12 protein-coding genes are annotated in these 15,084 nt (G+C 64.4%); 6 read left to right on the forward strand and 6 right to left on the reverse strand.

The window, feature by feature from the left end; all coding sequences use genetic code 11:
• Positions 1-275: 275 nt before the first annotated feature.
• The 4 genes from DFO50_RS06305 (at position 276) to DFO50_RS06320 (ending at position 4,796) form a co-directional block, all read left to right on the forward strand.
• The gene (locus DFO50_RS06305; protein ID WP_028498227.1) at positions 276-2,078 is read left to right on the forward strand and encodes an acyl-CoA dehydrogenase C-terminal domain-containing protein; all 1,803 of its coding nucleotides are present in this window, start codon (positions 276-278) and stop codon (positions 2,076-2,078) included.
• Between the two features lie 242 nt (positions 2,079-2,320).
• Positions 2,321-2,665, forward strand: a complete 345-nt coding sequence (locus DFO50_RS06310; protein WP_107890251.1) for a DNA-binding transcriptional regulator — start codon at positions 2,321-2,323, stop codon at positions 2,663-2,665.
• A gap of 95 nt (positions 2,666-2,760) precedes the next feature.
• The gene (locus DFO50_RS06315; RefSeq protein ID WP_028498225.1) at positions 2,761-3,075 is read left to right on the forward strand and encodes a DNA-binding transcriptional regulator; all 315 of its coding nucleotides are present in this window, start codon (positions 2,761-2,763) and stop codon (positions 3,073-3,075) included.
• Between the two features lie 128 nt (positions 3,076-3,203).
• Complete coding sequence (locus tag DFO50_RS06320) at positions 3,204-4,796, forward strand: ABC transporter substrate-binding protein (RefSeq protein ID WP_036385221.1); 1,593 nt, start codon at positions 3,204-3,206, stop codon at positions 4,794-4,796.
• A gap of 45 nt (positions 4,797-4,841) precedes the next feature.
• On the opposite strand, the gene DFO50_RS19115 is transcribed toward DFO50_RS06320, so the two are convergent.
• Positions 4,842-6,419 carry a methyl-accepting chemotaxis protein gene (locus tag DFO50_RS19115; protein WP_107888527.1) on the reverse strand — a complete coding sequence of 526 codons (1,578 nt, stop codon included), beginning with the start codon at positions 6,417-6,419 and terminating at the stop codon, positions 4,842-4,844.
• A 278-nt stretch (positions 6,420-6,697) separates the two neighbouring features.
• On the opposite strand from DFO50_RS19115, the gene DFO50_RS06330 reads away from it, so the two are divergent.
• A complete protein-coding gene (locus DFO50_RS06330; RefSeq protein ID WP_233495199.1) occupies positions 6,698-7,114 on the forward strand; it encodes a VOC family protein in 417 nt (138 codons plus the stop codon).
• A 165-nt stretch (positions 7,115-7,279) separates the two neighbouring features.
• On the opposite strand, the gene DFO50_RS06335 is transcribed toward DFO50_RS06330, so the two are convergent.
• The 5 genes from DFO50_RS06335 to cadR form a co-directional block, all read right to left on the reverse strand.
• Positions 7,280-8,869, reverse strand: coding sequence for a DUF342 domain-containing protein (locus tag DFO50_RS06335; protein ID WP_107888528.1), 1,590 nt, complete (start codon positions 8,867-8,869; stop codon positions 7,280-7,282).
• A gap of 155 nt (positions 8,870-9,024) precedes the next feature.
• Complete coding sequence (locus tag DFO50_RS06340; RefSeq protein WP_028498222.1) at positions 9,025-9,819, reverse strand: ABC transporter ATP-binding protein; 795 nt, start codon at positions 9,817-9,819, stop codon at positions 9,025-9,027.
• Positions 9,816-10,718, reverse strand: a complete 903-nt coding sequence (locus DFO50_RS06345; RefSeq protein ID WP_028498221.1) for an ABC transporter permease — start codon at positions 10,716-10,718, stop codon at positions 9,816-9,818. The genes DFO50_RS06340 and DFO50_RS06345 overlap by 4 nt, the downstream gene beginning before the upstream one ends.
• 105 nt (positions 10,719-10,823) lie before the next feature.
• A complete protein-coding gene (locus DFO50_RS06350; RefSeq protein WP_028498220.1) occupies positions 10,824-11,801 on the reverse strand; it encodes an ABC transporter substrate-binding protein in 978 nt (325 codons plus the stop codon).
• Positions 11,802-12,185: 384 nt separating this feature from the next.
• Positions 12,186-12,647 (reverse strand): Cd(II)/Pb(II)-responsive transcriptional regulator, encoded by a 462-nt coding sequence (gene cadR / locus DFO50_RS06355; RefSeq protein WP_028498219.1) that lies wholly within the window; start codon positions 12,645-12,647, stop codon positions 12,186-12,188.
• Positions 12,648-12,964: 317 nt separating this feature from the next.
• Between cadR and DFO50_RS06360 the strand changes: the two genes are divergently transcribed.
• Positions 12,965-15,046 (forward strand): cation-translocating P-type ATPase, encoded by a 2,082-nt coding sequence (locus tag DFO50_RS06360; protein ID WP_233495200.1) that lies wholly within the window; start codon positions 12,965-12,967, stop codon positions 15,044-15,046.
• Positions 15,047-15,084 lie beyond the last annotated feature (38 nt).

Below are 15,084 nucleotides of genomic sequence, written 5' to 3' on the forward strand. Positions count from 1 at the left end.
GGGGCCGGACATCATGCGCCCGATGTCCAAACACCTGTTTGAAATCAGCTTGCGCCATTTCAAACGCTCGTTTAATCTATGTCCATGGTCTTGAGGAGACTGCAGTTCCGCCGGCGCCGGCGCACACTTGGCCGCCCGGCAAGGTCAGAATCAGAGAAGCAAAGAACCGAAGAGAGAACCGGTGCCCCACCCACCGGACGATTCTACCCTCCCGCTCAACGTAAAGACGTCGACCACGTGATCGCGTCAACATCCACCGTATCCGGAGAAACGACATGCCTGCCTACAAAGCGCCGCTGCGAGATTTCGACTTCGTGCTGAACGAGCTGATCGAGGTGCAGAACATCATCCCGACCCTGCCGGGCTATGAAGAAGCCACCGCCGACGTGTTTGCCTCGTATCTGGAAGCGGGAGCCAAGTTCTGCGAAAACGAGCTGTCGCCGATCAACCGCGCCGCCGACGAGGAAGGCTGCCTGTTCGACGCCGCCACCCACAGCGTGAAGACGCCGGCCGGCTTCAAGGAAGCCTACCAGCAGTTCTGCGAACTGGGCTTCACCGGTCTGGATTGTGATCCGGAATACGGCGGTCAGGGCATGCCGAAGGTGCTGGGCTTTCCGATCATGGAAATGCAGTGCTCGGCCAACGTCGCCTGGTCGATGTACCCGGGCCTGTCGCATGGCGCGTACTCGGCCATCCACGCCCACGGCACCGACGAACAGAAGGCCACCTATCTGCCGCATATCGTTGCCGGCGACTGGACCGGCACCATGTGTCTGACCGAGCCGCATTGCGGCACCGACCTCGGCCTGCTGAAGACCCGCGCCGAGCCGAACGATGACGGCAGCGTCAGCATCACCGGCACCAAGATCTTTATCTCGGCCGGCGAACATGACATGAGCGACAACATCATTCACTTGGTGCTGGCCCGCCTGCCGGATTCGCCGAAGGACGTGAAGGGCATCTCGCTGTTCATCGTGCCGAAGTTCCTGATCAACGCAGACGGTTCGCTTGGCGAACGCAATACCGTGTTCTGCGGCTCGCTCGAACACAAGATGGGCATCAAGGCCAATGCCACGGCCGTCATCAATCTGGATGGCGCGCGCGGCTACCTGATCGGCGAGAAGAACAAGGGCCTGGCCTGCATGTTCACCATGATGAACGCAGCCCGCCTCGGCTGCGGCATGCAGGGCCTGGGCCTCGGCGAAGCCGCATTCCAGGGCGCGCTGGCCTATGCCAGGGAACGCCTGCAGATGCGTTCGCTGAACGGCCCGGTCGCTCCGGAAAAGCCGGCCGACCCGATCATCGTCCACCCGGACGTCCGCCGCATGCTGCTGACGCAGAAGGCGTACACCGAGGCCGGCCGTGCACTGACCGCCTTCCTGGCGCTGCAACTGGACATCGAGGAAAAGTCGACCGACGACGCCGCCCGCCAGGACGCCGCCGACCTGGTCGCGCTGCTGACCCCGGTCGCCAAGGCGTTCATGACCGACAACGGCTACACCGCCACCAATATGGGCATGCAGGTGCTCGGCGGCCACGGTTTCATCCGCGAATGGGGCATGGAACAGCTGGTGCGCGACTGCCGCATCTCGCAGATCTATGAAGGCACCAACGGCATCCAGGCCATCGACCTGCTCGGCCGCAAGGTGCTGATGGATCAGGGCCAGAAGCTGCGCAAGTTCACCAAGATGGTGCACAAGTTCTGCGAAGCCAACGCCGGCGATGCGCAGCTGAAGGAATTCGTCGAACCGCTGTCGGCGCTGAACAAGCAGATCGCCGAGATCACCATGAACATCGGCATGGCCGCGATGATGAACAAGGACGAGGCCGGCGCCGCCGCCACCGACTACCTGCGCCTGATCGGTCACCTGACCTACGGCTACTTCTGGGCCTGGATGGCCAGGGTTGCCGCCGGCAAGGCGGAAGGCTCGGCCGAAGCCGCGTTCTACAATGCCAAGATCAGCACCGCGCGCTTCTACTTCAGCAAGCTGTTCCCGGAAACCCAGTCGCTGATCGTCACGCTGAAGGCTGGCGCCAAGCCGCTGATGGCCCTCGACGCGGAAGACTTCGCCTTCTGAGGCGGCAAGCCGGTCCGGACCGCGGCGACAGTGCCGCTGTCCGGCCGACTGACGGGTTTCACCGCCGTCGCGACGATGGCGGACCGGTTCTCTCTGATGGCACCTTCGGGTGCCTTTTTTCATGCTGGCGTCAGGTAACACTTGTTTACAGAAAACTCTTTTGCTTAACCGTTTCGCATCATCCGTGCAGGCAGAATCCATACCGTATCCAGCGCGCAGTGCGCCGCACGAAAGGACCCATGATGCAACTGTTCAACAAGATCCCCAATCCGCGTCTTCTCCGCCACCAGCTCGGCCTCAACCAGGAAGCATTCTGGGGCAGCGTCGGCGTGACCCAGTCCGGTGGATCGCGCTACGAGTCCGGTCGGGACATGCCGAAGGCGGTCCGCGAGCTGGTGCGTCTGGTTCATGTCGAAGGCCTCGACCTGTCGCGCATCCGCAATGACGACTTCGCCATCGTCGAGTATCTGCAGCAGGCGCACCCGGACCTGTACAAGCATCTGCATGGTGCCGTGCAGGCGGCGCGGGCGGCCCGGCAGATCTCGCCGCTCGACACGCCCGAATCCGGCACATCCCGCCAGCGGTAACATCCATTTACAAGTAGGTGTGGCGATTTCGCGAATACATACAAATACGGATGTATGATTTCCGTGTCGTCACTACCCCGTTGCGAAAGCCGCCGATGCCCAACTTCACCAAGATCAACAATCCGCGGGAAATCCGCCGCCGCCTTGGCCTGAACCAGCAAACATTCTGGGGCCGGGTCGGCGTGACCCAGTCCGGTGGCTCGCGCTACGAATCCGGACGGGAAATGCCGAAGCCGGTGCGCGAGCTGCTGCGTCTGGTCCATATCGAGCAGATCGATCTGTCCCGGGTCCGCCGCAACGACCTGGAAGTGGTCGACTACCTGCGCAGCACTCACCCGGATCTGTACAAGAGCCTGAAGAAAGCCATCAGCGCCCAGCACCGGCAGGAAGCGGCTGCCCCCGGCTACTGATCCCCCCGCTTCATGCACGGCGTGCAAGCCGGCGATCAATCTCGGCATAAAGGGTAAGGGACCCTCCCCCAATTGGTGCGCCAGGGCATACACTGTCAGCCCGTTTCATGACCTGACGATATGCCGCCATGCCAGCCCCTACCCTGTCCCGCTGCTTATTGACCCTGTCCCTGCTCGCGGCCGCACCGGCCATGGGCAGCACGCTGATCTACTGCTCCGAGGGCAGTCCGGAAGGCTTCGATCCCGGCCAGTACACGTCCGGCATCACCTTTCAGGCGCTGTCCGGTACCGTGTACAACCGGCTGATCGAATTCGAATCGGGTTCGACCCGCATTCGCCCCGGTCTGGCGGAAAGCTGGACCGTGTCACCCGACGGCAAGGTGTACACCTTCCACCTGCGTCGTGGCGTCAAGTTCCACACCACGCCGTATTTCAAGCCGACGCGCGATTTCAATGCCGACGACGTCGTGTTTACCTGGACGCGCTACGCCGACGCGAACCAGCCGTTCCGCAAGGCCTACCCGACCGAATTCCCGTATTACGCCGACCTGGGCCTGGACAAGATGCTCGACCGGGTGGAAAAGGTCGACGACCATACCGTCCGCTTCGTGCTGAAACAGCCGAACGCCGCCTTCCTGCAGGATACCGCGACCGATTTCGCCGGCATCCTGTCGGCCGAGTACGCCGGCCAGCTGCTGAAACGCGGCACGCCGCAGGACATCAACCAGAAACCGGTCGGTACCGGTCCGTTCCAGTTTCGCAGCTACCAGAAGGATGCCAGCATCCGCTTCACGAAAAACCCGGCCTACTGGCGCGGCAAGGACGTGAAGATCGACAATCTGGTCTATGCGATCACGCCGGATTCGGCCGTGCGCGCACAGAAGCTCAAGTCCGGCGAATGTCATGTCACCGCCTACCTGAAACCGGCCGACATCGAGACGCTGAAGCGCGATCCGCACATCCGCATGCAATCGCTGCCGGGGCTGAATATCGGCTATCTGGCGTTCAATACCAAGAAGAAATGGCTGGACCGCACCGACGTGCGCCGCGCGCTGGACATGGCCATCGACAAGCAGGCCATCCTCAAGGGACTGTATGGCGAAACCGGCATCCTGGCCGATCACCCGATGCCGCCGACGCAGTGGGGCTACGATGCCAGACTGAAGGGCCAGGGGCATGACCCGAAACAGGCGGCCGCCTTGCTGAAGAAGGCCGGTGTGCCGGCCGGTCTGGACATTGCGCTGTGGGCGATGCCGGTCCAGCGCCCGTACAACCCGAACGCCAAGCGCATGGCCGAGATGATCCAGGCAGACTGGGCCCGGGTCGGTGTCAGGAGCCATATCGTCAGCTATGAGTGGGGCGAGTACAACAAGCGCGCCAAGCGTGGCGAGCATGATGCAGTGCTGTATGGCTGGTCGGGCGACAACGGCGATCCGGACAACTGGCTCGGCGCATTGCTGGCCTGCGATTCGATCGGCGGCAGCAACTACGCCCAGTGGTGCAATCCGCAGTTCGACAAGCTGGTGACCGACGCCAAACTGAACAGTGACCCGAAGGTGCGGACCCAGCTGTACTCGAAGGCCCAGGCCGTGTTCATGAAGGAACTGCCGTTCAGCCCGATCGCGCACTCGATCGTCTACAAGCCGACCCGCAAGGAAGTGCAGAACTTCCGCATCAGCCCGCTGATGCTGCTGTGGGAAGGCACGTCGATCCGCAACTGACGGCAGGCCGCCGGAAGCCCGACCCGGCTTCCGGCGGCCCGTGGCTTACACCGTAAAGCGGCGGATGGCACCTTTCAGCGTGCCGGACAGGGTTTCCAGCCGCACCGACGCCGTCGAGCTTTCCTGGCTGGCGGCGCTGTTCTCCTCGGCCATCTGGGCAATGCTTTCCACGTAGCGGGCGATATCGGCGCTGGCGACCTTCTGCTCCTGCACCGAACTCGCTACCTGACTGACCCCGACCCCGACCTGGCGCACCGAGCTGCTGGCCTGTTCCAGCGATGCGGTCACGGTCTGCACGCACTGCCGGCTGGTTTCCAGTGCGCCCAGCCCCACGGAAATGCTTTTCACCACCTGCTCGGACTGGCTGTTCAGCACCTGCGTTACCGAGGCAATTTCGCCAGCCGACAGCGCGGAACGCTCGGCCAGTTTGCGCACTTCGTCCGCCACCACCGCGAACCCCCGTCCCTGCTCGCCGGCACGCGCAGCTTCGATCGCCGCATTCAGCGCCAGCAGATTGGTCTGGTCGGCAATTTCGCGCACCTGCTGCGTCATGTTGCTGATTGCATTGGTATTGCCGATGAACGACTCGATCTCGCTGGCGATGGATTCGACCGAAGCCTTGACATGATCGATCTCGCCCTGCAGCAGCAGAATGCTCTGCCCGCTCTTGTCCGCGTTGTCGAGACTGGTACTGGTCAGTACCCGCACCTCGTCACTGGTATCGGCGATCGAGGCCACACTGACCGTCAGCTGTTCGACCGCCGCCGCGACAGACGATGCCGAGTCCGCCTGCGAGCTGGAACTCAGCGCCACCTGCTGCGCCGTCGACGCCAGCTGGCTGCTGGCCGCGGTCAGTTCGTCAGCGCCGTCGTGAACCTGGCGCACGATCTGCTGCACTTCACCGACAAACTCGTTCACGCCGGTGGCAATCTGCGCGAGTTCATCGCGGGATGCGATCGGCAGCCGTTCATGCAAATGGCCTTCCTTCAGCGGCTTCAGCTTGTCGAGCATGTGCCGCAGATTGCGCTGCAGCGACCGCGACAGCACCAGCACGAAGCCGACGATGACCACCGCCGCCAGCGCCAGCAGGGCGACCGTGATCATGTAAGCGCGATCGAACGCGGCCATGGCCGACGCGCTGCCTTTCCTGGCTTCGTCGGAACGTGCAGCGATAAATGCGTTCAGTGCTTCGCCGAGCGGCTTGAACTGCGCGTTGTACAGCGGCACGAGGCGGGCATTGGCCGCTGCCGCGTCCGTTTTGGCAAGCTGGATCAGCGCCTGGCTGTCTTGGTCGTATTTCTGCCAGGCATCGAGGATCTTCTGCAACTCGGCACGCACCTGCGGACGCTTGATCGCCGCCAGGATCCTGCCCTGCCGGTCGACGATGGTCTTTTCCGCATCCGTCATGACCGCTGCGGTTTCCGGCAATGACGGATCAAGCATGATGGTCGACAGGGCGCTGGCCTTGATCTCCACCAGCTCGCGGGTATACAGGTCACGCCGTCCTGCCGTTTCCAGTTCGTCCTTCGCCTTGCCCAGCTCAAGAAAAACCGTCAGCAGCACGATGCCGAGCATGCCGCAGGTCACGACGGCGAAAATCCTGAGTTTGTTTACGATGGTCATGCAGCCTCCCGGAAATGGTGTCGCCGGCCAGCGACAGGGGCGAGTCTTCTGTGGCCACACCACAGGCGCCGCCCATAATAGTCCAGCATCATAACAATGATGCGATGGAATGCACGTCCCCGCCACAGTGCATTAAGGCATGAATGGTAATGAAATGTTGCACCGGCATCGTGCACTGGCTGTGCAGCTCGTCGCCTGCCCCGTCAACGGGCCATGTCATCGGCTAGAACGGGAAGCGGAGCCGCCCGGCTCCGGCGTCGTTCAGACCAGGAGACATCATGATGCATATCCAGCCCTATCTGTTTTTCAACGGCCGCTGCGAAGAAGCCCTCGCGTTCTATCAGGGCGCGCTGGGTGCCGAGCTCACCCAGCTGATGCGGATGAAGGAAAGCCCAGAGCCACCTCCACCCGGCATGATGCCTCCCGGCTCGGAAGACAAGATCATGCATGCCAGCCTGCGCATCGGCGACACCACGCTGATGGCCTCGGATGGCAACTGTCAGGGGCAGGCCAGCTTCCAGGGCTTCTCGCTGTCGCTGACGCCGGCCGACCCGGCCGAGGCCGGGCGGCTGTTCACGGCACTGGGCGATGGCGGCAAGGTGCAGATGCCGCTGGCCAGGACCTTTTTCTCACCGTGTTTCGGCATGGTCGAGGACCGCTTCGGCGTGTCGTGGATGATTTACGTCGCGGATTGAGCGGCGTATCCGGCCAAGTCTCAAGGCATCCATGTGCCATCGGCAATGTGCTGGAGAACAGGTTTCCGGATCAAGCGCACAGCATCGTTCCAACCATCGTGCGACCGCCACTTCGACGGTCTGCCCGACACGATCTGCCTGCCGAAACCGCAGATTCCGGACGACTCAGTCGATCTCGACCTGCGAGCCTTTCAGCCACGCCTTGCCGCCGATACGGTCCTCGTCGATCACCAGCCGCCGATGGCCGATGCGGATTTCGACACCGACGTGAAAGCGCTTGCCCGCCACCACCGTGGCGCCGCCCGACAGTGTCATCCGCTGTTCGAGGTCGGCCAGCCTGAAGCCGATCTCGGCCAGTTCGCCCTTCATCTGCCCGATGCTGCGCTGGATTTTCTCCAGCATCTCCGGGGTGGACTTGTCGCGGTGCTGCTCCATGAAGATCAGCACCTGCAGCAGTTTGCCCAGCTCATCCAGCTTGTGCTTGCGCGCCTGCTCGGCTTCCTGGTGCGCGGCCTGCACGCCGGGATGGAAACCGGCCTGCAGCACGGTCGGCAGACCGGACGGCTGTCCAAGGACGGCGGCCTGAATGCGCTGCAATGCACAGGTCTTGCCACCGCTGATGCCGCCCGATTCGACCAGCACGCTGTCGCCGGCATTCACCTCGGCCTGGCGGATGCCGCGTTCGGCACGCACGCAGCCGCCAGCGTCGATCCGCGCGCTCTCGATAAAGCGCGCGACCACGCTGCCTTCGCAACGGATGACGGCGGTGTCGGCTCCGCCGGATTTGCCGATGATGCCGCCCTTGACCGACACATTGCCGCCGGCGACCACTTCGGCCGCCTCGATGGTGCCGGTGACGACAATGTCGCCACCGACGTGAACGGTCATGCCGGCGCGGATATCGCCCTTCACATTCAGCGTGCCGTCAAAATCGATATTGCCGGAAGTCAGGCCGACCTCGGCCACATCGACCACCTGGGTGACATTGACCCCCTTGTCCAGGAACGACGGCGAACCGGCCACGGTCGCCACCAGCAGGTCGGGATCGGCCGGGTCCGGCGCCACGCCGACCAGGCTGCTGGCGAAAGGCAGGTCCATGACCGGACTGGCCGGCACCGGCATGCCCAGCACGTCCTTGCCCGGCAGGCCCTGCCGCGCCGGCTTGCGCCGCATCAGCGGGGTACCGACGCCGACCAGCACCAGCACGCCCATGCTGCGGTAGTCGACCGAGGTGGATTCGTCGTCATCGCCCGGCGTCACCGGTGCTTCCAGCACACTGGTAAAACGGGTCGGCTGGCCGGAGGTCGGCGGCTCGCCGCGAGCGATCACCTTGCGGTCGCAACTGCCGGCCACCAGGGCTGCGCGCAGCGTATCCATCTGCACACCATGTACGATGCGCCGGGCGCGAATGGCATCGCGCACTTCTTCCGGCGTGACCGGCTTGCCACCGGCCGGCGGCACGATGGTCAGCCAGGCACTCATCGAGTCTTCGGCGACACTGACTTCGCAGACGCCGTCCTGCACCTCGCCGATCGCGGCGGCGATCACGCCCTTTTCGGTCTGGCAGCGATTGACGAAGGCTTTCAGCGCCACATCGTCCAGTGCCGCATCCTTCCAGCCCTTGGCCAGCAGCCCGTCCAGCACGCGGTTCCGGTCCGGCGGTACCGACGGTGGATCCTCGACCGGCTCGTAACGGACCAGAATCTGACTGCTCTTCGCCTTCTGCTCGCCACCAAGCTCAAAATGGATGCTCACACCGTCGCCTCATGTAATTTTCATTCATTCTGCCGTTCGTCAGACAATGCCTCAAGTCATAGCTCAAGACTTCTGATCTACGGCAAGCCGCAACACCATTGGCATGAATGAACAATGCCCGGCGCGTACCGGGCATTGTCGTGGCTAAACATGGCTTAGCCAAGCAATAGCGCATCGTCGGCCAGCACTTCGCCGCGCGTACGCTCGAACAGCGCCAGCAGATCGGGCACGTCCATCTTTGCCCGCTGCTCGCCACTGACGTCCAGCACCACCCGACCCTGATGCAGCATCACCGTCCGGTCGCCGTGGTCGAGTGCCTGGCGCATCGAGTGGGTGACCATCAGTGTGGTCAGCTGGTTCGACTTCACGATCTGGTCGGTCAGCTCCAGCACGAAGGCGGCGGTCTTCGGATCGAGCGCCGCGGTGTGCTCGTCGAGCAGCAGGATGCGCGACGGCTTCAGCGACGCCATCAGCAGGCTGACCGCCTGGCGCTGGCCGCCGGACAGCAGGCCCATGCGGTCGGTCAGACGGTTTTCCAGCCCGAGCTTCAGAATGGACAGCTTGTCGCGGAAAATCTCGCGCAGCGCCGGCGTCACCGCGCGGCCCAGACCGCGGCGTTCGCCGCGCTGCCAGGCCAGCGACAGGTTTTCCTCGATGCTGAGCCCTTCGCAGGTACCGGCCATCGGGTCCTGGAACACGCGGGCAACCAGTCCGGCACGCTGCCAGGCATTCAGCCGGGTCACGTCCCTGTCGTCGATGGACAGCGTGCCCTCATCGACGATCAGGTCGCCGCTGATGGCATTCAGGAAGGTCGACTTGCCGGCACCGTTGCTGCCGATGACAGTAACGAACTGGCCGGCCGGGATCGACAGGTCCAGTCCGCGCAGCGCCCGGTTTTCGATCGGCGTGCCGGGATTGAAAGTTTTGGTCAGTCCAGTGGCCTGCATCATTTTCCGCGCCCTCCGAGGGATTTCCGTACCCGCGATTTCAGCGTCGGCAGCACCAGGGCAAAGCCGACCAGCACGGCAGTAATCAGGTTCAGGTCCTGTGCCTGCAGACCGATGAAGTCGGCCGTCAGCGCCACGGCGATAAACAGCCGGTACAGGATGGCGCCGATCACGGCCGCCAGCGTCACCACCCACAGCGAGCGGCTCGGAATCAGCGTTTCGCCGATGATGACCGCCGCCAGACCGACGACGATGGTGCCGATGCCCATCGAGATGTCCGAACCGCCCTGGGTCTGCACATACAGTGCCCCGGCCAGCGCGATCAGCGCGTTGGAGATGGCCATGCCGAGCAGCGTGGCGCGGTCGGTCGAAATGCCCTGCGAGCGGGCCATGCGCGGGTTGGCGCCGGTGGCACGCATGGCCAGACCGGCCTGCGACGCAAAGAACGCATCCAGCGCCAGCTTGGCAATGACCACCACGCAGGCCAGCACCAGCGGCTGAATCCAGTAGGCGCTTTCGCTGCCTTCGGTCACGAACGGGGCGAACACGGTCGGTTCGCCGATCAGCGGCACGTTCGGCGCCCCCATGATGCGCAGGTTGATCGAGTACAGCGCGATCATCACCAGGATGCTGGCCAGCAACTGCAGGATGTTCAGCCGCACATTGAGCCAGCCGGTGACAAAGCCGGCGCCGGCGCCGGCCAGGGTGCCCAGGCCGGTCGCCAGCCACGGGTCATGCCCGCCGGCGATCAGGGTCGCCGCCACGGCGCCGCCAAGCGGAAAGCTGCCGTCGGCGGTCAGGTCGGGGAAATTCAGGATACGGAAGGAAATCAACACGCCAAGTGCGACCAGCGCAAAAATCAGGCCGATTTCCAGCGCACCCATGACGGAAATGAACGACATGCAAACCTCGAATCAAACAACAAAGCCGGACCGCTGCGGGCCGGGCACTACGGAAGCTGCGACGGGGGCGGAAGGCGGCGCAGGCCGGCTTCCGCCCGGCCGGTCTTACTTCACCACGTCCTTGGCTTCCTTCAGCAGGGCCGGCGACAGCGTCGCCCCCTGCTTCTGCGCCGCGGCCGGATTGACCATCAGCGCGGTCTTGCTGCCCTTCTCCGGCGCAATGCTGCCAGCCTTCTCGCCCTTCAGCAGACGAACGACGATCTTGCCGGTCTGGCGACCCATGTCGTAGTAGTTCATGCCCAGCGCCGCGACGGCACCACGCTTGACCGAATCGGTGTCGGCGGCGATCAGCGGGATCTTGGCATCGCTGGCGACGCGCACCAGCGACTCATAGGTCGACACCACATTGTTGTCGGTCGAGGTGTAGATCACGTCGACCTTGCCGATCAGGCTCTTGGCCGCCGGTGCGACGTCGACGGTACGGGCCGCAGCGGCCTCGACCAGCGTCATGCCGCGCTTGGCCAGGGCGGCCTTCAGTTCCTTGGCCACGATGACCGAGTTCACTTCGCCCGGGCTGTAGACCATGCCGACGCGCTTCGCGCCCGGCTTGACCTTCAGGATCAGGTCGATCTGCGGTTCCAGCGGCAGCATGTCGGACACGCCGGTCACGTTGGTGCCGCTGGGCTTCCAGCCCGGCACCAGCTTGGCTGCGACCGGGTCGGTCACAGCGGTGAACACCACCGGGATGGTCTTGGTCGCGGCAGCGGCGGCCTGTGCGCTCGGCGTGGCAATGGCGACGATCACGTCGGCCTTGTCGCCGATGAATTTGCGCGCAATCTGCGCCGCGGTCGCCGTGTTGCCCTGGGCGCTCTGGTACTGGTACTTGATCTGCTTGTTCGGTTCGAAGCCGGCGGCTTTCAGTTCGTCCTCGACCCCCTTGCGGGCGGCATCCAGCGCCGGGTGGTCGACGATGGACGTCACCGCGACGGATTTCTGTTCAGCCGCCATGGCGGGAAGCGTAAACGCGGCCAGCACGCCGGCGGCCAGACAACTCAGGGCAATACGACGGGACACAGGGATCATGATCGTTTCCGGGTAATGGGTTCACAAGGGGCACCCCTCACAGGGTGTGTGACGGTGTGCCCCGTTGGGGAAATACGCGCAATGGCATATGCACATTAAATCGCGGGCAATTTTATTGCAAAACCCGTGCACGGTTTGCGCCCTTCTCCGGACTTAATTGCCTCCGGTACGCAAAAAAGGCTATTTCGTTGCAGTCGCCTTGCTGCAAGCCGGAAAACCCGGCTCAAAACCCGTCATTGCTGGATGATCATGCTGAAATCGAGGTCAAAAATAATCATGAATCACTTCATGCAGCACGATGTGTGTCATTAACGGCATCCGGCACAAAGATTCACCGTTTTTCACCCGTCTACCGGCAGGATATGCGGTCAACCTGCCTGCCGGCTAGCGATGATGCACACCCGGAATATGGCTGTGGTCGCCATCGGCAGCCGGTGAGGCCGGTGTCTCGCCGGCACGATTGAGCTGCTGCAGGATCCCGCAGTCGCGCGCGGCACTGGCGGTCCGGCATGCCTGGCGCAGCGATTCGAGCTGTCCGCGCAGACGGTCGAGCTCGGCAATCCGCGCTTCGACATGCGCCAGATGCGCATCCAGCAACCGGTTGACCGTCTCGCAATCGGCCTCCGGGCTGTCCAGCGCCGCCAGCAGTACGCGAATCTCGTCCTGGGTCATGTCCAGCGCCCGGCAGCGGCGGATAAACAACAGCCGCTCCAGGTGGGTGTGGTCGTAGACGCGGTAATTGTTGCCTTCGCTGCGGTTTGCCAGCGGCAGCAGCCCCTCGCGTTCGTAATAGCGCACGGTTTCGACCGGGCAGCCGGCCTGGCGGGCAAGTTCGCCGATTCTCATGATGAACGCTCCGGGATGAGAACGAAGTGCAATACCGGGCTTGACCCTGTAGCCACTTCACGGTGTGGAATAGGATCATCTTAGCGGTCACACCGGACTTCGTCATGGCACAACACACCTCACATCGGCACGACGGGCAGGATCATCACCACGATCATGACCATGATCGTCACCACGGACACGATCATGGACACGATCATGGACACGAGCACGGCCCTGCACACGATCACGCCCCGGCGCCGACAGCCTGCTGCGGCAGTTGCGGCAGCGATGCCCCGGCCGTCATCACCGTGGCGGACGAGCCGGTTCCCCCGGGCATGGTGATCACCGCAGTCCGTATCGGCGAAATGGACTGCCCGACCGAGGAAGCACTGATCCGCAAGGCGCTCGGCGCGCATCCGGCCGTCGGCTGGCTGCGCTTCAACCTGATGCAGCGCGTGCTGACCCTGGCTCACCAGCCGCAGGCGCTGGACGACTTGCTGGCACTGGTGCGCGGGCTCGGCCTGACGCCGGAACCGCTCGATGCCGCCCCGCAGGCTGCGCCCGGCCCGGTCCGGCGCGGTCTGCCGCTGGCACTGGCCGGCGTATTTGCCGCCGCCGCCGAGGCGGTCGAATTCAGCCGGGGCGGCCCCGACTGGCTGATCGCCGCCCTGGCGGTGGCGGCCATCCTGCTGGCCGGGCTCGGCACCTATCGCAAGGGCTGGATCGCCATCCGCCATCTGACCCTGAACATCAATGCCCTGATGAGCATCGCCGTGACCGGCGCCATGCTGATCGGCCAGTGGCCGGAAGCCGCCATGGTCATGGTGCTGTTCACACTGGCCGAGTGGATCGAGGCGCGCTCGCTGGACCGGGCCCGCAATGCGGTCAGTGGTCTGCTGGCGCTGTCGCCGCCGACCGCCAGCGTCGAAACCGCTGACGGCTGGGCCGAGTGTGACGCCGCGCAGGTGCCGGTCGGCACCCGGGTCCGGGTTCGCCCCGGCGAGCGCGTCGCACTGGATGGCGAGGTGGAAAGCGGCCAGTCCGCCGTCGACCAGGCCGCCATCACCGGCGAAAGCCTGCCGGTGGAAAAAGGCATCGGCGACACGCTGTTTGCCGGCACGGTCAACACCTCGGGCGAACTGGTGTACCGGGTGACGGCGACCGGCGGCAACAGCACGCTGGCGCGCATCATCCACGCCATCGAGGAAGCCCAGGGGGCACGGGCGCCGACCCAGCGCTTTGTCGACCGCTTCGCGGCCATCTATACGCCGGCGGTGCTGGTGTTCGCCATCCTGGTGGCCCTGCTGCCGCCGCTGCTGTCCGGCGGCGCCTGGCTGGAATGGAGTTATCGCGCGCTGGTGCTGCTGGTCATCGCCTGCCCGTGCGCCCTGGTCATTTCCACCCCGGTGACCATTGTCAGCGGGCTGGCGCTGGCCGCGCGACGCGGCATCCTGATCAAGGGTGGCACCTATCTGGAACAGGGTCGCCGCCTGGGCTGGATCGCGCTGGACAAGACCGGCACGCTGACAGCCGGCCGGCCGGTGCGTACCGACTTCGCCCCGCAGGGGGATACCCCGCCGGCCCATGCCGAGCGACTGGCCGTCTCGCTGGCCACCCGGTCGGACCACCCGGTTTCGCAGGCAATTGCCGATGGCCGCAGCGAACTGGCCGCCCCGGTGGACGGGTTTACCGCCCTGCCCGGCCGCGGCGTGCACGGCACCATCGACGGACAGACATACTGGCTGGGCAATCACCGGCTGATCGAGGAACGCGGCGTGTGCTCACCGGCCATCGAGGCACAGTTGCAGGCCTTCGAGACCGCCGGCAAGAGCACGGTGCTGCTGGCCAGCGAACACGAAGTGCTCGGCCTGTTCGCGGTCGCCGACACGCTGCGGCCGGAAAGCCGCGAGGCGATTGCCCAGTTGCATGCGCTGGGTGTGCGCACGCTGATGCTGTCCGGCGACAACCAGCATACCGTGACCGCCATTGCCGGCCAGGTCGGCATTGACGAGGCACGCGGCAACCAGTTGCCCGCCGACAAGCTGGCCGCCATCGAGTCGCTGCTGGCCCGGGATGCATCGGTCGGCATGGTCGGTGACGGCATCAACGATGCGCCGGCGCTGGCCCGCGCCGACATCGGCTTCGCCATGGGCGCGGCCGGCAGCGACACCGCCATCGAGACCGCCGACGTGGCGCTGATGAACGATGACCTGCGCAAATTGCCGGCTTTTGTCCGCCTGTCGCGCGCCACTCACAACATTCTGGTGCAGAACATAAGCGTGGCTTTAGGTATCAAGGCGATATTCCTGGTATTGACGCTGTCCGGCATGGGCACCATGTGGATGGCCGTGTTCGCCGATGTCGGCGCCAGCCTGCTGGTGGTCGGCAATGGCCTGCGGCTGCTCCGCCACCGCTGAGCCCCGGCAGCGTCCCCCTGTTTTCACACAAGGAATGC

The organism is Microvirgula sp. AG722 (genome assembly GCF_003269145.1).
GTDB classification, from domain to species: Bacteria; Pseudomonadota; Gammaproteobacteria; order Burkholderiales; family Aquaspirillaceae; genus Microvirgula; species Microvirgula aerodenitrificans.